Here is a 20,486-nt window from a genome sequence, read left to right on the forward strand (position 1 = left end):
GTACAGGGAGCCGTGCCCACTCTGCGATTCCCCGGTGCCCGTACCGATACCACCCTGCTCACCAAGGCACTGGCGGACGCCCGCGTCCGGCCCGGTGCCCGGGTCCTCGACCTGGGCACCGGTTCGGGCCCGGCGGCCGCGGCCCGCGAGGGCGCCGCCGAGGTGGTCGCCATCGAACGCTGCCGCCGGGCCGTGCTCAGCGCGCGGCTCAACGGTTCCCTGCGCAGGCTGCCGGTGCACGCGTTCCGCGGTGATCCGGCCGGGCGCGGGCGGCTGGGCCGGTTCGACGTGGTGCTGGCGAATCCGCCGTACGTCCCCGGCCCGGACGGCCGCCGGTACCTGGATCCGTTGTGCGCCAGGGCCCGCGACCTGCTGGCCCGGCACGGGACGATGCTCATGCTGCACTCTTCGCTGTGCGACCCGGCCGCCACGCTGACCGAACTCCGGCGGCAACGGCTGCGCGCGGGTGTGGTGGCGCGTCAGCTGGTGCCGTTCAACCCCGTCCTGGATGGACAGAAGCGTTACCTGGAGCGGGCCGGGCTGATCGAGCCGGGCCAGGACTTCGAAGAGGTGCTGGTGATCCGCGCCGACCGAAGCGGTTGCGCGGCTTAGAACTGACCGCCGCCCGCGTGCAGGGTCTGGCCGGTGATCCATCGTCCGTCGTGTGAGGCGAGGAAACCGACGATGTCGGCGATGTCGGACGGCTCCGCGATGCGGTTCAGCGGAGTCCGCGCGATGGACTTCTCGATCACCCCGGGCGGCCCGTCCGCGACCAGCGCGTCGGTGCGGACCGCGCCCGGCAGCACGCTGTTCACCGTGATCCCGCGCGCACCGAGTTCCTTCGCGGCGACCTTCACCAGCTGGTCCCCCGCCGCTTTCGTGGCCGCGTAGAGCGCGGTGCCCGGCCGGTTGGTCACCACCACGGCACTGGAGATCACCACGATCCGCCCGTGGTCGCGCACCCGGCGGGCCGCTTCCCGCAGCGCGTAGAAGGTCGAGCGCGTGTTGGTGTCGAAGAGGAAGTCGTACTGCTCGTCGGTCACCTCGGCCAGCGGCCCGAACCGCGCGACGCCCACGTTGCTGACGAAGATGTCCACTTCCCCGGCGGCGTCGAACAACCGGCGCAGCTGCGGCAGATCCGTGACGTCCGCCTGGATCGCCATGGCCTGGCCACCACGGTCCTCGATGGTCCGGACCACCTCGGCCGCGGCGTCGCCGTCGGTGCGGTAGTTCACCACCACCCGGGCGCCGTCCGCGGCCAGCCGTTCGGCGATGGCACGGCCGATCCCGCGAGAACTCCCCGTCACGATCGCCACCGGCATGGTCGCCGAGCATAGCCGTCTCAGGCGATCCGGCGGCGCCTGCCCTGTGCGCCAAGGCGTTCCAGCCGGCGCATCACCGGTTCCGCGGTGACGCCGTGGACCAGCACGGACACCGCCACGGCCACCGCGGCCACCCGCCAGATCACGTCGGGCAGCGGGAAATCGCCGTGGGCGAGGGCGTAGACCACGTAGAACAGGGTGCCGATCCCCCGCACGCCGAAGAACGAGATGGCCAGCGAACCGCGTCTGCCCGGTGGCGCGCCGATCAGCGAGACCAGGCTGGTCAGCGGGCGCACCACGAAGACCGCCACCACGGCCAGCAGCACTTCGACCGGGCGCAGGCCTGCCAGCAGCCCGTCGCCGATCGCCACGCCGAGCGCGAGCAGCGCGACCGCGACGAACAACCTTTCCAGCTGGTCGCCGAAATCGTGCAGCACGGCGTGGTAACCGTGCGAGCGCTCCCGGGCCCGCAGGGTCACCGCGGCCGCGAAGACCGCCAGGAAACCGTTGCCCTGCACCAGTTCCGCCGCCGCGAACGGCAGGAAGGCCAGTACCAGCACCACCAGGCCGTCCGAGTACTCCGACAACCGGACCTCGTCGGACCGGGTGTCGAAGATCAGCCTGCCGAGCAGCCACCCGAGCGCCACGCCGATCGCGACGCCGACCGGCAGGGGCAGCAGCACCTCCACCGAGACCTCGCCCAGCCCCGGCAGGCCGTCGGCACCGGCGAGCAGGATGGCCAGCATGATGAACGGCATGGTCAGGCCGTCGTTCAGGCCCGCCTCGGTGGTCAGGGTGAAGCGCACCTCGTTGTCCGAGGTGAGTTCCTTCTCCGCGTGCGGTTCGGGCACGCTTACGTCCGAGGCCAGCACCGGGTCGGTCGGCGCGAGCGCGGCGGCGAGCACCAGCGCGGCCGCGGCGGGCAGCGCCAGCAGCCAGTGGCCGAGCAGGAAGATCACCCCGATGAACAGCGGCATCGCGAACAGCAGCAGCCGCCAGGTGGAGTTCCACGAGTGCCAGCCGAGCTTGCGGTCGGTGTTCAGCCCGGTCCCGACCAGCGCGATGATCAGCCCGAACTCGGTGACCACCTGCAGCGCGCCCAGGTGCGGCAGGGGATTGCCCCACACCTGCCCGTACGGCGCGGGCAGCGGCAGCAGCCCGATCACCACCCCGAGCACCAGCAGCACCAGCGGCATGGACAGCGGCCGGTTCGTCACCAGCTTCGGCAGCAGGGCCGCGCCCAGCGCGAGCAGTCCGGCCAGCCCCAGTAGCAGTTCCACCCGCGGCTCACGCTTCCGGCAGCGGCCGGGTCGCCGGACCCTGGATGACCGTGCCGTCGATGCCGAACCGCGAACCGTGGCACGGGCAGTCCCAGGTCTTTTCCGCGTTGTTGAACGCCACCACGCAGCCGAGGTGGGTGCAGTGCCCGCCGCGGCGGTGCAGCACGCCCTGCTCGTCGCGGTAGGCGGCGACCACGGACGCGCCGGAGGTGGCCACGCGGGCTTCGCCGAGGCCGAGCGTGGCGAATTCTGAGTCCGCGCCCACCGCGCGCACGTGGTCACCGACGTAGTGCTTGGCCACGGTGAAGTTGTTACGTGCCAGGGAAGCGCTGGACCGCAGGTCGAAGCGCTCCGGGTCGTAGAGCCAGGCGCCGGGGTTCTCCCGGCCGCCGATCAGGTCGGCCAGCAGCAGCCCGGCGGCCGTGCCGCCGCTCATCCCCCACTGCCCGAAGCCGGTCGCCACCCACAGGTGCCGCGACAGCGGGTGGTAGCGGCCGACGTAGGGCACCGAGTCCAGAGTGGACAGATCGTGCGCGGACCAGCGGTGGGTCACCCTGGTCACCCCGACGTGCCGGGCGGCCCACTCGGCCAGCCGGGCGTAGCGCGCCTCTACGTCGACCTCCTCGCCGGTGCGGTAGTGCTCACCGCCGACGATGGCCAGCAGCTCGCCGCCGTTGTCGTGGTACCGCACGGAGTGGTGCGTGTCACCGTCGAGGAACATGCCGTCGTGGCTCCGGGCCACCGGACCGGCGACCACCAGGTCGCGCACCGGGTCGAGCCGGGCGAAGTAGACCCCGCGGTCCAGCAAGGGGTAGTGGGTGGCGATCACCACCTCCCCGGCACGGACCTTGCCGCGTTCGGTGTGGACGACCGGCACCGGGCGTTCGTCCACACGCATCACCCTGGCGTTCTCCGCGACCTGCCCGCCGAGCTTCTCGATGGCCGAAGCCAGGCCGAGCAGCCACCGCCGCGGGTGGAACCGCGCCTGACCGGCGAACCGGACCGCGCCCACCGCGGGTACGTCCAGGTCCACCCCGTCCACGAACTCCGCGGGCAGTCCGGCGTCGGCGGCCGCGGCCGCTTCGGCACGCAGGTCGCTCACGCGCTCGTCTTCGGTGGTGTAGACGTAGCTGTCGGTACGCACGAACGCGCAGTCGATCCCCAGTTCCTCCGAGGTCCTGGCGATCCAGTCGACCGCGGCGCTCTGGTCCTGGCCGTACTGCGCGGCCGCTTCCGGCCCCTTGCGCTCACGCAGGGAGGCGTACTTCTCCGCGTGCTGCGCGGTGAGCTTCGCCGTGGTGTGCCCGGACACCCCGCCACCGACCGGCCCCGCCTCCAGCACCAGCACCGTCCGCCCGTCGCGCGCGAGGGCGTAGGCGGTGGTCAGCCCGGCGATCCCGGCACCGATCACCACCACGTCGACCTCACCGGGCAGCGCACCGCCCCCGCGGTCGGGCCCGGCGGTCGAGTCCATCCACAGCGATAATGGGGTCGGCAGCAGGGATTTCTCCATGGCCCCTGGTTACCCCGGCGGGCCGGATCAAACCCGTCCACTGCGCCGGGGCGGACCCGGCGTTACCGTCGAGCAATGCGTACGGTGACACAACTACCGAAGCAGATCATCGAAGAGGAGAACGTCTGGATCCCGCTGCCGGACGGAACCCGGCTGGCCGCCCGCATCTGGCGCCCGGCCGATTCCGACGAGCGGCCGGTGCCCGGGATCATGGAGTACATCCCGTACCGCAAACGGGACCTGACCGCCGGCCGTGACGCCATCCACCACCCGTACCTGGCCGGGCACGGCTACGCGTGCGTGCGGGTGGACATCCGCGGCTCCGGCGAGTCCGACGGTGTGCTGGAAGACGAGTACCTCGAACAGGAGCAAGCCGACGCCGAGGACGCGCTCGCCTGGATCGCCGAGCAGCCGTGGTGCACCGGCGACACCGGCATGATGGGCATCTCCTGGGGCGGCTTCGCCGCGTTGCAGGTGGCGGCGCGCAAACCGCCGAGCCTCAAGGCGATCGTCATCTCCTCGTTCACCGATGACCGCTACGGCGACGACATGCACTACATGGGCGGCTGCCTGCTCTCGGACAACCTGGGCGAGGCCTCCACCATGTTCGCCTACTCCACGCTGCCGCCCGACCCGGCACTGGTCGGCGACCGCTGGCGCGACATGTGGCTGGAGCGGCTCTCCGGCAGTGGCCTGTGGATCGAGAAGTGGCTCTCCCACCAGCGACGTGACGAGTACTGGCGCCACGCGTCGGTGTGCGAGAACTACAGCGACATCCAGGTCCCGGTGCTGGCCTCGAGCGGCTGGGCCGACGGCTACTCCAACGGCGTCTTCCGGCTGATGCGCAACCTCGACGTGCCCCGCAAGGGCCTGATCGGCCCGTGGTCGCACAAGTACCCGCACCTCGGGCAGCCCGGTCCGGCCATCGGCTACCTGCAGGAGGTGGTCCGCTGGTGGGACCACTGGCTGGCGGGCAAGGACAACGACGTGATGGACGAGCCGATGCTCCGCGTCTGGATGCAGGACAGCGTGCCCCCGTCCACCGCCTACGAGAGCAGGCCGGGCCGGTGGGTCGGCGAACCCAGCTGGCCCTCGCCGCACGTCACGCCCTCGGTGCACTCGCTCGACGCGCACCGGATCGCCCGGCCCGGCGAAGTGGTCCCCGAGCAGGCGCTGGAGATCGAATCCCCGCTGTCGGTCGGCCAGTTCTCCGGCAAGTGGGCCTCCTACAACGCGCCGCCGGACCTGCCGTACGACCAGCGCGAGGAGGACGGCGGCTCGCTGGTGTTCGAGACCGACCCGCTGACCGAGCGCTGCGAGATCCTGGGCGCGCCGACGGTCGAGCTGGAGGTCGAGTCGAGCGAGCCGGTGGCGATGATCGCCGCCCGGCTGTCCGACGTCTACCCGGACGGGCGCGCCACCCGGGTCACCTACGGCCTGCTGAACCTGACCCACCGGGACGGGCACGAGCACCCCGAACCGCTGGAGCCGGGCCGCCGGTACCGCGTGTCGATCGAGCTGAACGGGGTGGCGCAGGCGTTCCCCCCGGGGCACCGCATCCGGTTGTCGCTGTCCACTTCGTACTGGCCGCTGGCCTGGCCGCCGCCGTGCCGCACCCGGCTGAAGATCTACACCGGGGAGAGCACGGTCCGGCTGCCGATCCGCCCGCTGGGCGAGCCGGACGAGGTGCCGCTGCGCCCGTTCGACGAGCCGGAGGGCACCGCGCCGATGACCGTGACCCAGTTGCAGCCCGGTGAGCAGCGGTGGACGGTCAGCCGGGACCTGGTCGACTACGAATCGGCGCTGGAGATCGTCAAGGACAGCGGGGTCGACTACTTCGAGGACATCGACCTGCGGGTCGGCAGGCGCGCCTACGAGCGCTACAGCTCGCGTGCCGACGACTTCTCCTCCGCACGCGGGGAAACGGCGTGGACGATGACCTTCGCCCGCGGGGACTGGGAGGCGCGCACGGAGACCCACACCGTGCTGACCTGCACCCCGACCGAGTTCATCCTGCACGCCGAACTGGACGGCTACGAAAGCGGCCACCGCGTGTTCTCCGAGAACTGGCACCGGGTCATCCCCCGCGACCAGGTGTGACCCGGGGCGCGCCCGGGGTTTCGACGCAGGCGCAACGGTTACCCCGGAGAAAGGCAAAAGCTTTCGGGGAGTGAGAAACGATGCAGACACTCAAAGTGGTTTACCTCGGCGATTCCGCGGCTCTGCGGGAACTGTCCGAATGGGGTGATCGCCACGGCGTGCAGGCCGTGGAGAGTTCCGACGACGAAGCCGCCTGCGCGGTGGTCGACCAGACCGCGATGAGCGCGTCGACCCGGGCGCTCAAGCGCCTGCGGGAGCGGCACCTGCCCTGCCTGTCGGTCTCGCGCGGCTGGTGCTTCCTGGCCTCCGCGGTCGGCCGCGGCCTGAACCCGGTGGTGTGAGGCGATGACCGTGGCGAGGGTGCTGGCCCTGGTGGTCGGCCTGGTCTACCTCCTGCTCGGGGTGCTCGGCTTCACCATCGCCGACCAACCCGGGCAGGTGGGGCCCGACGGGGTCAACATGGTCTGGATCTTCAGCGTGAGCGCGGTCCAGAACGTGGTGCACATCGTGATCGGGCTGCTCGGCCTGGCCGCGGCGGCCAAACCGGCCGGGGCGAGGATCTACGGCCTGGTGCTGTTCGTGGCGCTCACCGGCATGACCGTGTTCGGCGTGCTGGCGAGCAGTGCCGACACGCCCGGTGACGTGCTGAACGTCAACGCCGCGGGCAACTGGCTGCACGGGCTCACCGCGCTGGCCGGGCTCGCGATGTGGTTCCTGTCCAGCAGGACGCGCGTCACCGAGCGTGCCTGAGGCTCAGCCCGGGGTGGTCTCGCCCCCGAGTGGGGCGAGCACCTCCCCGGAGTAGTACGAGGACAGCCGGTTCGAGGCGAAGAAGACGTAGGACGGCGCGATCTCGTCCGGCTGCGCCGCCCGGCCGAAGGGCACCTGCTGACCGAACTCGGCGACCTTCTCCTCGTCGAAGGTCGCCGGGATCAGCGGGGTCCACACCGGACCGGGGGCCACGCAGTTGATCCGGATGCCCTGGTCCGCCAGCGCCTGCGCCATGGAGTAGGTCCAGGCGTGGATGGCGCCCTTGGTGGCGGAGTAGTCGATGAGGGACTTGTTCCCGCGCAGGCCGTTGACCGACCCGGTGTTGATGATCGCGTCGCCCTCGCGCAGGTGCGGCAGCGCGGCGGCGGTCACCCGGAAGTAGCTGTGCATGTTCACGTCGAAGGTGCGCATCCACTGCTCTTCGGTCAGCTCTTCGGGTGAATCCACGGGCCACTGGGTGGCCACGTTGTTCACCAGGATGTTCAGCCCGCCCAGTGCGTCCACCGTCTGCTGGACCACCGCGGCGCACTGACGGCCGTCGGCCAGGTCACCGGGGAACAGCTCGCAGCGGCGGCCCTCGGCGCGCACCAGTTCGGCGGTGCGCTTGGCGTCCTCGTGCTCGTCCAGGTAGGCGATCGCGACGTCCGCGCCCTCCTTGGCGAACGCCACCGCCACCGCCCGGCCGATGCCGGAGTCCCCGCCGGTGATCAGCGCGCGCTTGCCGGCCAGCAGGTCCCGGCCCTGGTAGCCGGTCATCGAGTCCTGCGGCTCGGGTCGCATGTCGCCGGTGGTGCCGGGCGGTTCCTGTCGCTGGGGTGGCTGGTTCTTGTCGTTCTCGGTCATGCCGGCCGGTTACCCCGCTGGTCGGCGGGGTAACCGGCCCGCATGACCGCATTACGAGCAGTGGCACTGACTTGCAGCCTGAAGCCGTCACCCGCCCCGTCCAGCACCGAACTGCTCGCGGGCCAGGTGCTCGACGAACTGCGCGGGCACGGGGTCGAGTGCGAGTCGATCCGCGTGGTGGACCACGACGTGCGGCCGGGCGTGGAGAAGGACATGGGCGACGGCGACGCGTGGCCGTCCATCCGGGAGAAGGTGCTCGGCGCGGACATCCTGGTGCTGGCGTCACCCACCTGGGTCGGGCACATGTCGAGCGTGGCGCAGCGGGTGCTGGAACGCCTGGACGCCGAACTGTCCGAAACGGACGACGAGGGCCGCCCGCTGATGTTCGGCAAGGTCGCGGTCACCGCCGTCGTCGGCAACGAGGACGGCGCGCACAAGATCACCGCCGACCTGTTCCAGGCGCTGAACGACACCGGCTTCACCATCCCCGCCCAGGGCGGCACGTACTGGAACGGCGAAGCCATGACGCCGGGCGACTACAACGACCTGGACGACACCCCGGACGCCGTCGCCTCCACCAACGCCACCCTGGCCCGCAACGCCACCCACCTCGCCACCCTCCTCACCACCACCCCCTACCCCGCCAAATAACCCCCTCCCCACCCCACCGCCCTCCTCCCCACCACCCCACCGCCGCTTCCCCCACGGGCCTCCCGCCCGCCCCACGTGGCTTCCGCCCGCCCCCACGTGGCTTCCGCCAGCCCGCCCAACGTGGGCCTCGGCTGCCCGAATCCGGGGTTCAGTTACCTGAACGTAGAACTCGGCTGCACGAACGTGGGTTTCGGCTACCTGAGTGTGGAACTCGGCTACCTGAACGTAGAACTCGCCCTCCCGCGAACCCCACACTCACGCACCCGAACCCCACACTCAGGCAGGCGAACCGCGCACTCGCGAAGGCGAACCGCGCACTCGTGCAGCCGAACCCCACACTCGGGCAGCTGAACCCCACACTCGCGTAGACGAATCACGCACTCGGGAAGGCGAAGCCCGGGCTCGCGTAGACGAATCTCGCGCTCGGGTGGCCGGAGGCCGCGTGTGCGTTGCTGGGGTTCGCGTTTGGGTGGCCGAATGCCGCGTGTGCGTTGTCGAGGTCTGCACTCGGGTCGGGCCTGCGGTGGAGGCGTAGGGCGGCTGGTGGGGTGTTGAACGTTGACGGGCATGGGGTGGCGCGGCATCCGGGGGTGCGGGTACCGCCGGATGGCCCAAGATCGGGAAGGCCTTGTCCTGCAAGGGTTTTCGGTTCGCGGGTTCCGGGCACCCAGGGCTCATCGGGGGTCAGCTCACCAGGAGCACGAGGAGAAACCAATGCCCACGTGGGTAGTTGTCTTGATCGTCATCGCCGCCGTCGTCGTCGCCGGCGCGGTGGTGTGGCTGGTCATGCAGGAGATGCAGCGGAAGCGGCTGCAGCGGAAGTTCGGTCCCGAGTACGAGCGGGCGGTCGCCGACCACGACAATCCGCGGGCGGCGCAACGGGAACTGGCCGCACGGGAGAAGCGGCACAACGAGCTCGACATCCGGCCGCTTTCCCCGCAGGCCAAGGAGCGTTACACCGCGCAGTGGGCGCAGATCCAGGCGCAGTTCGTCGACAGCCCGTCGCCGGCGGTGGCCGAGGCCGACCGGGTGCTCACCCAGCTGATGGCCGAGCGCGGGTACCCCACCGAGGGCTACGACCAGCAGCTGGCCGACCTGTCGGTGAAGCACTCGAAGACGCTGGACCACTACCGCCACGCGCACGAGACCATGGTCGGTCACGAGCACGAGCAGAAGTCCACAGAGGACCTGCGCGACGCGATGGTGCGCTACCGCACCGTTTTCGAGGACCTGCTCGACGATGACGCGGCGGACGACGGACACCGGCACGGCGAAACGAAGCAAGAAGCCAAGCACGATGCGAAGCACGACCCGAAGCACGACGACCGCGGCGAAACGCGGACCGAGGCACGTGTCGAGGACCGGATCGACGAGCGCCACGACACCACCAACGAACGCCACGACGTACGGAACGGCAGGTAAGCCATGGAACGCCACGACAACCTGACCACCCAGGATCTGCTCCCCGACGAGCGGACCACCCACGAGTCCGATGTGGACAGGACAGCGACCGAGCCGGACACCATCCCCGAGCAGGACGTCGCGCCCGAGCCGGACCTCACCTCCCACCCGGCCGAACCGGCTGGCACGCTCGGCGCCCCGGCCACCACCCCCGGGACGGCCACCGACGACGAGCCGAACAACCAGCCGTTGTTCGCCGCCGACGAGGTCAACGGCTACCGGGACAACTGGCAGGCCATCCAGACCGCCTTCGTCGACGACCCGCAGCGCGCGGTCCGCGAAGCCGACGAGCTGGTGGCCCAGGTGATCCAGTCCCTCGCCGCGACCTTCGCCGCGCACAAGAGCGAGCTGGAAGGCCAGTGGAGCCGCGGTGACGAGGTGGCCACCGAGGACCTTCGGCTGGCCCTGCGCCAGTACCGCTCCTTCTTCAACCAGTTGCTGAGCACCTAGCCCGCTCGGCCAGTCGAGTGATGCAGAAGTGACTTTCCCGGCGGCTCCCCCGCCGGGAAAGTCACTTTCCTGTCACTGCCCCGGTCCGGCCCGGAAAACCTGCTAAGAATCGTGGGCCCCGTCCCCGAGGAAAGCCGGAGCCCGCCGATGACCGTCCAGCCGAACCAGCACCAGCGCCTGCCGAAGGCCCTGCGCCAGACCCGCATCGTGTTGTACGTCCAGTCCCTGCTCAGCATCGTCATCGGCTTCTTCATCACGCTGCTGGTCCTCTCGCTGGACAACGGCACCGACGACCTCACCGCCCCGCTGCTGCTGGGCGTGGCCGCCATCGTGCTCGCGCTGCCCCTGCTGATCTGCGCGATCAAACTGCACCAGCGGCTGCCCTGGGTGCGCACCCTCGCGCTGGTCTTCGAGTGGATCACCGTGGCCAGCGGCGCGCTCGGCCTGCTGATGACGCTGGCGCAGGGCGGGGTGCCGTCCGGGATCCTGCAGCTGGTGCTCGGCATCGTGGTGCTGCAGTCGCTGATGAAGGCCGAGGTGCGGGAGTGGTTCGCCGGGCGGGCTACGCTGCCTGAGTGACCGCTTCGGCGTGCGCCTTGACCGCGCGCAGTGTGTGCTCGATCGAGTGGGTGTTGAAGCCGGGCCGGTCGGCCCGGCCGGTCACCCGCGGCCCCAGGATCCGGCGGATGAACCAGTTGCCCACGCGGTACCAGTGCTCGGTGAGCAGGCAGCCGTCCCCGGCCGGGGCGAGCTCGTAGGACCAGCGCGAAACCCGCACGCCGAACGGTGAGCGCACGTCGAAGGTGAAGCGGCGGCCGGGTTCGCAGGTGAGCACCCGCACCCGCGTCCGCCACTCACGCCTGCCGTTGCGGTTCGTGCCGCGGAAGCCCGCTCCCGCCGCCGGTCCGGTCGCCGGGGCCACCCAGTGCCCACCGGCGTTCTCCGGGCTGAAGCGCCCCATGCCCGGCAGGTCGGTGACCAGCGCCCAGACCGCCTCGACCGGGGCGGCGATCTCCACGCTGCGCGAAATACTGGGCTCCACAACGAGAACGCTCCCAGCCCCGGCGGCGCGGGACAAGCCGCGCCGCCGGAGTCCGCAATCGCGAAGAGCCCTCAGTCGGCCACCCAGCTGCCGTGGAAGCCGAGCGGCACCGGCTTCGGCAGGTGGATGCGCGCCAGCGGCTTCGCGGTGAAGTCCTGCGCCGCCAGGATCACCAGGTCCGAGGCGTTGCGGTCGGGGTTGTTCACGTACGCCAGCGCGTACCCGTCGTCCTCGGCCTTGCTCCGCGCCGCGGGCACGAACACCGCCTCGCTCGCCGCCGCACCTGGCCCGAACCGGTGCACCTCCGACCGCCCGCCACGCAGGTCGTGCTTGATCAGCGCGTTGCGGACGGTGTTGGCGGGCTTGTCCAGGTAGACGTCGAGCAGGTCACCCGGGGAAGCCGCGTACCCGTAGCGGTGCCGCCGTGAGATGAGGTTTTCGTTGACCCGCGGGAACTCCTGGGGCCGGTCGTCGAGCACCTGCCGCCGCACCCGGCCGCGGGCCAGGTCGATGGTCCAGCGCTCCAGCACCGGTGTCCCGGAGGCGAACGGGCCGCCGTACCCCGGCTTGCCGGCCACCTCGAACGGCGCCGGCAGCGTGGTCATGTCCACCACCACCGACTGGCCGTGCTCGTAGGCGTTCAGCGTGTGCGAGTAGAACACCGGGTCCACGCCGAACCAGCGGACCTCCCCGCCCGACCGCTTCATCACGCCCACCCTGGCCTGGTGGTTGACGTTCCACTTGTACGGCACCACCTTGCCCGGCTGCGGGTCGAAGGTGACCGGCACGTCGAACACCACCACGTAGCGCTCGGTCAGCGCGAAGTCGTGCATCATCGGGTTGTCGGCGACCGCGATGCGCGTGGTCCGCACCACCCGCCCGCTCCGGTCGACCACCAGGTGGCGCACGTGGTCCCAGGCCGGGTGATACGTCACCGCGTGCAGTTCGTCGGTGTGGGCGTCGAACTTGGTGTGGGCGTCGAACTTGGTGTGCGCGGTGTAGGCGCCGTCGAGCGAACCGCCGAAGTCGTACGGGCCCAGCGTGTTCAGCTCGCCGTCGAGCTCGTACGGCGGCGGGCCGCTCTCCTGCAGCGCGAGGATGCGGCCGTGGTGGCTGATCACGTGCGTGTTCGGCGCGAAGTCCTCGGCGGGCGCCGGCCACGGGTACCGCTCCCCCAGCTTGGCCGCGACCGCCGACGAGCGCACCCAGCGGTTGCGGTACCACTCGGCCCGCCCATCGCGCAGCCGCACGCCGTGCACCATGCCCTCGCCCAGCATCCAGTGGTGCGCGCGCGGGTCCTCCAGGCCCAGCACGTTCGGGCCGGTGCGCAGGTAGCGCCCATTCAGCTCACGCGGGATGCGGCCGGTGACCGGCAGGTCGAACGCGGTCACCTCCTCCCGCACCGGCGCGAACGCCCCTTCGAGGAACGGGTGCCGCTCGGCCGCCGCCCCCGTGTGCTCGGCGAACGCGGGCGCCCCGCCCGCGTACGTGGCAGCCACCCCGCCGGCGGCCAGCGCGGCCGCGCCGCGGAGTACGTTCCGCCTGTTCGGTTCCGTCATGACGATCCCCCTGGCGATCTTCAACTGTGTAAGACACGAACAGTTTATGCCTTTACCAGTTTCGAGTGCAAGGATGGGCCGGTGAACGAGGATCGGATGGAGTTGCTGCCCCCCGGCACCGCGCTGGCCTGGGGCCACACCGCGACACCCCGGCGCGGGCCGAAACCGGCCTACAGCGTCGAGCAGATCGTCGAGGCCGCCGTCGCCCAAGCCGACGCCGAGGGCTTCGAGGCGCTGTCCATGCCCGCGATCGCCAAACGCCTCGGCATCACCGCGAACGCGCTCTACCGTTACCTGCGCTCGAAGGAGGAACTGCTGGTACTGGCGGCCGAAGCCGGCTGGGGACTGCCACCGGAGCCGCTGACCGGCGACTGGCGCACCGCGGTCACGACTTGGGCCCACGCCCTGCTCGAACGCTGCCGCCTGCACCCGTGGCTGCTCGAAGTGCCGGTGCGCGGCGGGCCGACCACGCCGAACCTGCTGCGCTGGCTGGAGGTCTTCCTCGAAGCGATGGCGGACTCGGGCCTCAGCGACCGCGACGCGCTCGGCTGCGCGACGCTGGTCGACGGCTGGGCGCGCAGCACCGCGGCGCTACTCCGGGACATCCGCGCGAGCGCGTCCGACGAGCAGCCCGCGGCGTTGAACGAGTTCCTGCAGCCGCGGCTCCGTGAGCGCGGCTATCCGCGGGTGGCCGCGGTCCTCGGCGGGGACTACGGCGAGGACGGCATGCAGGACACCGACGTGGAGTTCGGCCTGGACCGCATCCTCGACGGCATCGAAGCACTCGTCGCCCAGCGCCGCGCCTGACAGGGCCTACTTGTCGCCCGCTTGCGCCCGCGGGTCGTCCGACCGCTCGGCTTCGCGACCGCCCTGTTCACCGGCCACCGAGTCGTAGATCGGCGTCGGCTCCTCGTCCGTCCCCTGCTTCCCCTCACGTACTGCCATGACCCCATTTTCCGGTACGCCCTCCGGCGGCGCAGGGACAACGGGTAAACACCCCCGAGTGAGGGAGTGCTAGGTCAGTCGCGATAGCGGGCGAGGTAGCGCTGGGTGGCCTCGGCGTCGGCGGCCTCCCTGGCCTCCGCGCGCAGGCGCTTGCCGGTCCCGCGCGGGTAGCCGTGCTTGGCCAGCCGGTGCTCCCCGCTCTCCTCGACGTAGGCGAAGGAGTAGAAGTAGCCGACCAGCGCCGCCATCAGCACCAGCGACAACCGCAGGCCCAGCGGCCCGGGCAGCAGCAGCCAGACCGACACGAGCGGCAGGATCAGCACCGTGCTGCGCGCGGCGTGCCGCAGGATCCAGGTCTTCGCCGTGACGTCGTGCAGCACCCACTCGCGATGGCGGTCGGGCAGCCGCCCGCCGAGCGCGTACCAGAGCCACAGCACCGGGTTCGGTCGCTTCCGCATGCCGATAGCGTACGCTAACAGTTAGTGCGTTAACCATTAGTGTGCCGGAGGGAACACCGTGGCCGAGCTCGACCTGGGACCGAACCCGCTCGCCCTGGAGCGGCAGGTCTGCTTCGCGTTGTCGATCGCGTCGAGATCGGTCATCGCGATCTACCGCCCGCTGCTGGAGCCGCACGGGCTCACCCATCCCCAGTACCTGGTGCTGCTGGCGCTCTGGGACAGCTCCCCCCGCACGGTCAAGGACCTCGGCGCCACCCTGCGCCAGGACTCGGCCACGCTGTCGCCGCTGCTCAAACGGCTGGAGAGCATCGGCTACCTGACGCGACGGCGGAACGAGGGCAACGAACGCGAGCTGGTGGTCGAGCTGACCGACGCCGGACGGCGGCTGCGGGCCGAGGCGGAGAAGATCCCCTACCGCGTGATCGAGCGGCTGGGCATGGAGCTCGGTGAACTGGAGGAACTGCACGCGGTGCTGACCAAGGTCATCGCGGCGACGCGGGTTTAGCTTCGAGCCGCTCGGGGAAACCACTGCTGATTTGTGCCGTTCCACAGCGAGGTCCCCACCCATGACCGACCCCGAAACAGCCGAGCCCGAGCCCGCCGCGGTGGGCGAGTCGCTGGACGGGCTGCAGATGCGGATCGGTCAGTACGGCCTCCAGATCGCCCGGCACGGCAGGCGGCTGGACGAGCACGCGAGGGACCTCGACCAGCTCCAGGACGATCTGGACACGCTGAGCAGGCAGATCGCTTCGGGACTGAGCAGACGGGACGAGCTGTACCCGCCGGACCCCGGGTGAGCGTGCCGGGGTGTCGAACGGCGGCCGGCCGGATGTCTGCGATCCCATCAGCCCCCCGAATGATGGGCACCCGGCCGCCGCCGTTCCCTCCCTGGATACCGGGCGGCGACCGGCTGAGGGGAAGGTAAGGCGCCCACTGAGGGAAGGCTCAGTGGGCCATTTGTCACCCGTTCGGGCGCACCGGGGCAGCGGCCGGCGCGGGCGATCGTGTTAGCTGACGGCGTGGACAGCGCCGCCGAGTTCGACGTCTCGTACCAGGAGCGGCTCAACGACGCCGTCGCGGTGATCCGCGGCCGCTGGACCATTTCGGTGCTGGCCACGCTCGCCCTGCGGGAGACGCAGTACACCGACCTGCTGGCCACGATCAACGACAACGAACGCCGCTCCGCCGGCGACGCCACCCGGCGGCCGCTGTCGGACCGCGTGCTGACCGACACCCTGCGCCGCGCCAGGGAGCACGACCTGATCGAGCGGCGCGCGGGCACCGGCAACTTCAGCTCGGTCTGGTACCGGCTGACGCCGAAGGGCCGCGCCCTGCTGCGCGCGGTGCGGCCGCTGCTCGAGTGGGCACACGAATACAGCGAAGGCGGCGGCGACTCAGCCGCCCTGCGCAAGCTGAACATCTGACCCCATCGACCGGGGATGCCGTGAATGTGGCTTTCACGGCGCGCCCGATGTCACGAATGTGGCTTTCGAGACGTCCTGCGTCCCGAATGTGGCTTTCGTGACATCGCCCGTCACGGGAGGCCATGGGGTGTCACGAATGTGGCTTTCGGGGCGGATTCGGCCCCCAAAGCCACATTTGTGTCCTCTCGGGTGCGGCGAGTGTGAGGTTCGGCTGCGGGAGTGTGGAACTCGGCTGCCTGAGTGTGGGACTCGCCCGGGATGTGGCGCGAGTCGGGCGAGTCTCACGTTCCCGCAGCCGAGTTCCACATTCAGGCAGCCGAACCCCACACTCAAGGCGGCCGGAGGCGACCGGGGTCAGGGGAGGCCGACGGAGAGGACCTTGTCCCGGCCCGCGCTCTTCGCGGCGAACAGGGCGTTGTCGGCAGCCAGTAGGACGTCCTCGACCGAGTCGCCTGCTTGCGGGCAGGCGGCGGCGCCGATCGAGACGGTCAGCCGCAGCCGGGCAGCCCGCTCCCCGACCACCGCCTCGTCCATCCGGTGCTCGCGGATGGCCACCCGGATGCGTTCGGCGACCTCCGCGGCCGCCTGCACGCCGGTCTCCGGCAGCAGCACCACGAACTCCTCACCACCGAACCGCCCGCACAGGTCGTACCGCCGGACCTCCCGCCGCATCAGGTCGGCGACCGCGCGCAGCACCTGGTCCCCGACCAGGTGCCCGAGTTCGTCGTTGACGTGCTTGAAGTGGTCCAGATCGACCATCAGCACGCTGATCTCCGTGCCGTTCCGCCGCGCTCGCTCGAATTCGGTGGCGGCGAGGCTGTGCCAGCTCGACGCGTTGAGCAGGCCGGTCTTGTGGTCGGTCGTCGCGGCGTACTCGAGCTGGCGCACCAGCACGCTGCGGTGCAGCACGTACAGCGGCGGCAGCACCAGCACCACCAGCCACGGCCGCCACAGCACCAGCGCCGCGACCAGCATCCCGACACAGAGAGTGGCCACTTCGAGGCTGTTCTCGCTCCACGCCCCCGCGAGCCGCCGCAGGGAGCGCTCGCCCCGCGACAGGAAGATGACCACACCCACCAGCGCCGAATTCACCAGCCAGTAAACGGCGACGACGACAATGATCGAAAACAGGCCTTCCGGGCGTTCGAACCCGGGATTTCCGCCGCCCGGTAAAACAGCGGACAATGCGGCGACCGCGGTGCACGACAAGATCACCACGCACGCGCTGAAAACCACGCGGAAGGCCTGCATTCCGGCGACCGCGCGCCAACTGCGCCACCACAGGTGCAGATAGAGCACCACGGTCACCGCGGCGGCCACCACCGGGGGCACGAGCAACGCCGCGGCCATGGTCCAGACCGAGGTCATGTTGACGTGCGGGGCATCGGCGAACTGGCGTCGCATGCGCTCGACCCCGCGCGTGACCTCGGCGGACACCACGCCCAGCGCGATCAGGAGCGCGGCACGGCCCAGATCGGCGACCTCCGGCGAACCGGCGAACGGCCGGAAGAAGCTGACCACGAGGACCGTCAGCGCCACCAATTCCACGCCCAGCACATAGCCGAGCACGGGGCGCGGCAATGACCACACTTTCCAGTTTCCCGGCTTTTTGCCGGGCGCGGTGGCCGCTGGCTGATCGGTCATCCGGTGCACCTCAAACCTTCATACTGAGTGCGCTTGCGTCCCGGCAGTCCATTCGCTGTGAGGAGGTCCCCGCCATGGGTAACAAAGACTGGTGAGCCGTGAAATCGGAATCGGGCCCGCCGCCGCGCCGGGGGCGGGCCCACCCGATTCCGACCGCGGCCGCGAGCACCGCGGCGAGCAGCCCGGCGGCGGCGATCACGCGGAACGGCCCGGCCGCGTCGGCGGCCGGCCCGGCCAGCAGCACGGCTACGCCCTGTGAGCAGTAGAGGACCGTCGCCAGCCGCCCCATCACCGTGCCGAGCCGGTGGTCCGGCACCGCGTCCACCACCATGGTCTGAGTCTGGACCAGATACGCCGTCGAGAAAACACCCGACGCGGCCCAGCACAGCACCGACAACGCCAGCCCCGGCACCAGGTCGCACACGAGCAGCGGCAGTCCCGCCGCCACGGCGAGCCCGGCCGCGATGCCCGGTGACGCCGGGATCCGGGACCGCGCCACCAGCCAGGCCCCGAGCACGCTGCCCAGCGGATCGGCGGCGAGCAGCAGGCCGACCCCGAGCGCGGCGGCGCCGAGCCCGTCCGCGTAGGGTGCGGCGAGCCCCTCCGGCACCACGTACAACCCCACCAGCGACACGAGCGCGTACAAGGTGATGAGCTTGCGGCGGTCTGTCGTCCCCTCGCCCGCGGTCTCTCCCGAAGCCCGCGCAGCCGCAGGCCGGTGCCGGACACCGGTCCGGATCAGGATCGCGCTGACCACGAACGTGAGCGCGTTCAGGCCGAGCGCGAGGTGCGGTTCGAGCACCACCAGCAGCGCGCCACCGCCGGCGAACCCGGCCAGTTGCGCGCTCTGCCCGGTCACCTGCCGCAACGCCAGGGCCTGCGCGTACCGCTCCCCCGGCACGACCTGCGGCAACAGGGCCATCGACGCCGCCTTGAACGGGCCGGACGCCACGCTGAGGAGGCCGACGCAGGCCCACAGGACCGGCAGCGGCAAGCCGGGCACCGCCATCAGCAGCGCCAGACCGGCCCGCACGCAGTCGGTCACCACCAGCACCGCGCGCCGGGGGAACCGGTCGGCCAGGCCCGAGAGCAGGAAGCCGCCGAGGATGGACGGCACGAACGTCAGCGCGTAGGTGAGGGCGGTCAGCGCGGCCGAGGAGGTCCGGTCGAAGACCAGCACCGCCAGCGCGACCCTGGCGAGCTGGTCACCGGCCACCGAAAGGAGTTCGGCGAACCAGAGCGCCCGGAACTCCCGCACCCGCAGCGGCGCGGTGATGCCTCGGCGCTCCGCCATGCTCTCTGCCTCTCCGTACTCGCCCGACTACGATAACCGACGACGGAGCGGCGCTGTATTGGTCGTTATACATCCGTGGGGCGCCGCAACCGGGCCGCCTGCTTGGTCAGGTGGTCCCGTTCCGGCAGGCTGGTCGACCGCTGGGCCGCCGCCTCGTAGTGCTCGATCGCCGCTTCCAGCTCACCGGCCTTTTCGAGCAGGTGCGCGCGCACGGTGATCAGCCGGTGGTGCCCGGGCAGCCGGTCGTCCAGCTCGGCGAGCAGTTCGAGACCGGCACGCGGCCCGTGGACCATGGCGACGGCGATCGCGCGGTTCAGCGACACCATCGGATTGCCGGACATCCGTTCCAGCAGGCCGTACAGCACGAGGATCTGCGGCCAGTCGGTCTCCTCGACCCGGCGCGCGTCGTCGTGCAGCGCGGCGATCGCGGCCTGCAGCTGGTACTCCCCCACCGCGCCCCACGCCAGCGCCTCGGTGATCAGGCCGGTGCCCTCGTGGATCAGCGCACTGTCCCAGAGCGTGCGGTCCTGCTCGTCGAGCGGGATGAGCTCGCCGCGCGGCCCGGTGCGGGCGGGCCGCCGGGCGTCGGTCAGGAGCATCAGCGCCAGCAGTCCGGCGACCTCACCGTCCTCGGGCAGTTGTGCGTGCATCGCCCTGGCCAGCCGGATCGCTTCGGCGGACAGCTCGACGCGGTGCAGCTCGCCGCCCGCGGTGCTGGTGTGGCCTTCATTGAAGATCAGGTACAACACGTGCAGCACCGAGCGCAGCCGCGGTTTCCACTCGTCGCCCGAGGGCATGCGGAAGCTCGACCCGGCCTTCTTCACCGTCGCCTTCGCGCGGCTGATCCGCTGCGCCATGGTGGCTTCCGGGACCAGGAAGGCGGCGGCGATCTCGGCCGTGGTCAGCCCGCCGACCGCGCGCAGGGTCAGCGCGATCGCCGAGGGCGCGGTCAGCGCGGGGTGGGCGCACAGGAACAGCAGGATCAGCGTGTCGTCACGGCCGGAGACCTCGGACGCCGGGACCTCACGCAGCGCCGCGACCCCCTCGCGACGGCGGCGCGCCTGCTCGCTGCGCAACTGGTCGAGCAGCTTGCGGGTGGCGGTCTGGATCAGCCACCCGCGCGGGTTGTCCGGCAGCCCCTCGGACGGCCAGTGCGTGGCCGCCGCGAGGAGCGCCTCCTGGATCGCGTCCTCGGCGGCCTCGAAGTCGCCGAACCGGCGGACGACCGCGCCGAGGGCCTGCGGCGCCAGTTCGCGCAGCAGGCCCTCGGCGAGCGGTCCGCTCACAGCTCCTGCACCGGCGGGCCCATCACCTGGCGGACCTCGATCGGCTGCTTGATCGGGCGGCCGCCCGGCCCGGGCGCGGCGGAGGCCTGCGCGGCGATCTCGATCGCCCGCTCCTCGGAGTCGACGTCGACCAGCCAGTACCCGGCCAGGAACTCCTTCGACTCGGGGAACGGCCCGTCGGTGACCACCGGCGCGCCGCCGTCGGAGGTGACGATCTTCGCCAGCTCGGGCCCGGCGAGGCCCTGCGTGTCCACCACCTCGCCCCGGACCGCGAGCTCGCGGCCGAGCTGGTGCTGGAACTCGATGTGCGCGTTGATCTCCTGCGGGGTCCAGGTGGTGATCGGCGGCATGCCTTCGATGGGGCCGTAGTTCATCAGCAGCAGGAATTTCGTCATGGTCGGCTCCTCGTCCGGTGCGCCCATCTTGGCGCTTGCGAGGACTGG

24 protein-coding genes are annotated in these 20,486 nt (G+C 71.0%); 12 read left to right on the forward strand and 12 right to left on the reverse strand.

What is annotated here, in order from left to right:
- Window positions 1-12 precede the first annotated feature (12 nt).
- A complete protein-coding gene (locus JOM49_RS31355) occupies window positions 13-612 on the forward strand; it encodes a methyltransferase (RefSeq protein WP_209667776.1) in 600 nt (199 codons plus the stop codon).
- On the opposite strand, the gene JOM49_RS31360 is transcribed toward JOM49_RS31355, so the two are convergent.
- The 3 genes from JOM49_RS31360 to JOM49_RS31370 are packed head-to-tail and all read right to left on the reverse strand — an operon-like array spanning window position 609 to window position 4,115.
- Window positions 609-1,322 carry an SDR family oxidoreductase gene (locus tag JOM49_RS31360; protein ID WP_209667777.1) on the reverse strand — a complete coding sequence of 238 codons (714 nt, stop codon included), beginning with the start codon at window positions 1,320-1,322 and terminating at the stop codon, window positions 609-611. The genes JOM49_RS31355 and JOM49_RS31360 overlap by 4 nt on opposite strands.
- 20 nt (window positions 1,323-1,342) lie before the next feature.
- On the reverse strand, window positions 1,343-2,602 hold the full coding sequence (locus JOM49_RS31365; RefSeq protein WP_209667778.1) for a cation:proton antiporter domain-containing protein: 1,260 nt from the start codon (window positions 2,600-2,602) through the stop codon (window positions 1,343-1,345).
- A gap of 7 nt (window positions 2,603-2,609) precedes the next feature.
- Entirely contained in the window at window positions 2,610-4,115 is a 1,506-nt protein-coding gene (locus tag JOM49_RS31370) for an FAD-dependent oxidoreductase (RefSeq protein WP_209667779.1), read from the reverse strand.
- Between the two features lie 75 nt (window positions 4,116-4,190).
- On the opposite strand from JOM49_RS31370, the gene JOM49_RS31375 reads away from it, so the two are divergent.
- The 3 genes from JOM49_RS31375 (at window position 4,191) to JOM49_RS31385 (ending at window position 6,965) form a co-directional block, all read left to right on the forward strand.
- Window positions 4,191-6,215 carry a CocE/NonD family hydrolase gene (locus JOM49_RS31375; protein ID WP_209667780.1) on the forward strand — a complete coding sequence of 675 codons (2,025 nt, stop codon included), beginning with the start codon at window positions 4,191-4,193 and terminating at the stop codon, window positions 6,213-6,215.
- 80 nt (window positions 6,216-6,295) lie between these two features.
- The gene (locus JOM49_RS31380) at window positions 6,296-6,556 is read left to right on the forward strand and encodes a hypothetical protein (protein WP_209667781.1); all 261 of its coding nucleotides are present in this window, start codon (window positions 6,296-6,298) and stop codon (window positions 6,554-6,556) included.
- A 4-nt stretch (window positions 6,557-6,560) separates the two neighbouring features.
- On the forward strand, window positions 6,561-6,965 hold the full coding sequence (locus JOM49_RS31385; RefSeq protein ID WP_209667782.1) for a DUF4383 domain-containing protein: 405 nt from the start codon (window positions 6,561-6,563) through the stop codon (window positions 6,963-6,965).
- 3 nt (window positions 6,966-6,968) lie between these two features.
- Here the strand turns inward: JOM49_RS31385 and JOM49_RS31390 are convergent, their stop codons facing one another.
- On the reverse strand, window positions 6,969-7,829 hold the full coding sequence (locus tag JOM49_RS31390; RefSeq protein WP_209667783.1) for an SDR family oxidoreductase: 861 nt from the start codon (window positions 7,827-7,829) through the stop codon (window positions 6,969-6,971).
- Window positions 7,830-7,871: 42 nt separating this feature from the next.
- Between JOM49_RS31390 and JOM49_RS31395 the strand changes: the two genes are divergently transcribed.
- The 4 genes from JOM49_RS31395 to JOM49_RS31410 all read left to right on the forward strand — a co-directional run bounded on the left by JOM49_RS31395 (window position 7,872) and on the right by JOM49_RS31410 (window position 10,970).
- Window positions 7,872-8,480, forward strand: coding sequence for a flavodoxin family protein (locus tag JOM49_RS31395; RefSeq protein ID WP_209667784.1), 609 nt, complete (start codon window positions 7,872-7,874; stop codon window positions 8,478-8,480).
- 714 nt (window positions 8,481-9,194) lie between these two features.
- Window positions 9,195-9,902 carry a hypothetical protein gene (locus JOM49_RS31400; RefSeq protein WP_209667785.1) on the forward strand — a complete coding sequence of 236 codons (708 nt, stop codon included), beginning with the start codon at window positions 9,195-9,197 and terminating at the stop codon, window positions 9,900-9,902.
- Between the two features lie 3 nt (window positions 9,903-9,905).
- The gene (locus JOM49_RS43415) at window positions 9,906-10,391 is read left to right on the forward strand and encodes a hypothetical protein (protein WP_245369538.1); all 486 of its coding nucleotides are present in this window, start codon (window positions 9,906-9,908) and stop codon (window positions 10,389-10,391) included.
- Between the two features lie 147 nt (window positions 10,392-10,538).
- A complete protein-coding gene (locus JOM49_RS31410; RefSeq protein WP_209667786.1) occupies window positions 10,539-10,970 on the forward strand; it encodes a hypothetical protein in 432 nt (143 codons plus the stop codon).
- Here JOM49_RS31410 and JOM49_RS31415 read toward each other — a convergent pair.
- Window positions 10,954-11,433, reverse strand: a complete 480-nt coding sequence (locus JOM49_RS31415; RefSeq protein ID WP_209667787.1) for an SRPBCC family protein — start codon at window positions 11,431-11,433, stop codon at window positions 10,954-10,956. The genes JOM49_RS31410 and JOM49_RS31415 overlap by 17 nt on opposite strands.
- A gap of 71 nt (window positions 11,434-11,504) precedes the next feature.
- Window positions 11,505-12,992 carry a carotenoid oxygenase family protein gene (locus tag JOM49_RS31420; protein WP_209667788.1) on the reverse strand — a complete coding sequence of 496 codons (1,488 nt, stop codon included), beginning with the start codon at window positions 12,990-12,992 and terminating at the stop codon, window positions 11,505-11,507.
- An 81-nt stretch (window positions 12,993-13,073) separates the two neighbouring features.
- Here JOM49_RS31420 and JOM49_RS31425 point away from each other — a divergent pair, with 81 nt between their 5' ends.
- Complete coding sequence (locus tag JOM49_RS31425; protein WP_209667789.1) at window positions 13,074-13,799, forward strand: TetR/AcrR family transcriptional regulator; 726 nt, start codon at window positions 13,074-13,076, stop codon at window positions 13,797-13,799.
- 6 nt (window positions 13,800-13,805) lie between these two features.
- Here JOM49_RS31425 and JOM49_RS43905 read toward each other — a convergent pair whose 3' ends face one another.
- Complete coding sequence (locus JOM49_RS43905; RefSeq protein ID WP_281068339.1) at window positions 13,806-13,937, reverse strand: hypothetical protein; 132 nt, start codon at window positions 13,935-13,937, stop codon at window positions 13,806-13,808.
- 74 nt (window positions 13,938-14,011) lie between these two features.
- Window positions 14,012-14,395: a DUF5313 family protein gene (locus JOM49_RS31430; RefSeq protein WP_209667790.1), complete on the reverse strand. Its 384-nt coding sequence runs from the start codon at window positions 14,393-14,395 to the stop codon at window positions 14,012-14,014.
- A gap of 58 nt (window positions 14,396-14,453) precedes the next feature.
- Between JOM49_RS31430 and JOM49_RS31435 the strand changes: the two genes are divergently transcribed.
- The 3 genes from JOM49_RS31435 to JOM49_RS31445 all read left to right on the forward strand — a co-directional run bounded on the left by JOM49_RS31435 (window position 14,454) and on the right by JOM49_RS31445 (window position 15,819).
- Complete coding sequence (locus JOM49_RS31435; RefSeq protein WP_209667791.1) at window positions 14,454-14,900, forward strand: MarR family winged helix-turn-helix transcriptional regulator; 447 nt, start codon at window positions 14,454-14,456, stop codon at window positions 14,898-14,900.
- A 61-nt stretch (window positions 14,901-14,961) separates the two neighbouring features.
- Window positions 14,962-15,192, forward strand: a complete 231-nt coding sequence (locus JOM49_RS31440) for a hypothetical protein (RefSeq protein ID WP_209667792.1) — start codon at window positions 14,962-14,964, stop codon at window positions 15,190-15,192.
- A 222-nt stretch (window positions 15,193-15,414) separates the two neighbouring features.
- Entirely contained in the window at window positions 15,415-15,819 is a 405-nt protein-coding gene (locus tag JOM49_RS31445; RefSeq protein ID WP_209667793.1) for a winged helix-turn-helix transcriptional regulator, read from the forward strand.
- Between the two features lie 354 nt (window positions 15,820-16,173).
- Here the strand turns inward: JOM49_RS31445 and JOM49_RS31450 are convergent, their stop codons facing one another.
- The 4 genes from JOM49_RS31450 to JOM49_RS31465 all read right to left on the reverse strand — a co-directional run bounded on the left by JOM49_RS31450 (window position 16,174) and on the right by JOM49_RS31465 (window position 20,438).
- Entirely contained in the window at window positions 16,174-17,463 is a 1,290-nt protein-coding gene (locus JOM49_RS31450; RefSeq protein ID WP_209667794.1) for a GGDEF domain-containing protein, read from the reverse strand.
- Window positions 17,464-17,473: 10 nt separating this feature from the next.
- Window positions 17,474-18,757 carry an MFS transporter gene (locus JOM49_RS31455; protein WP_209667795.1) on the reverse strand — a complete coding sequence of 428 codons (1,284 nt, stop codon included), beginning with the start codon at window positions 18,755-18,757 and terminating at the stop codon, window positions 17,474-17,476.
- A gap of 65 nt (window positions 18,758-18,822) precedes the next feature.
- The gene (locus JOM49_RS31460; RefSeq protein ID WP_209667796.1) at window positions 18,823-20,043 is read right to left on the reverse strand and encodes an RNA polymerase sigma factor; all 1,221 of its coding nucleotides are present in this window, start codon (window positions 20,041-20,043) and stop codon (window positions 18,823-18,825) included.
- A complete protein-coding gene (locus JOM49_RS31465; RefSeq protein ID WP_209667797.1) occupies window positions 20,040-20,438 on the reverse strand; it encodes a YciI family protein in 399 nt (132 codons plus the stop codon). Before JOM49_RS31465 ends, JOM49_RS31460 begins: the two co-directional genes overlap by 4 nt.
- Window positions 20,439-20,486: the final 48 nt, after the last annotated feature.

The organism is Amycolatopsis magusensis, from assembly GCF_017875555.1.
Lineage (GTDB): Bacteria > Actinomycetota > Actinomycetes > Mycobacteriales > Pseudonocardiaceae > Amycolatopsis > Amycolatopsis magusensis.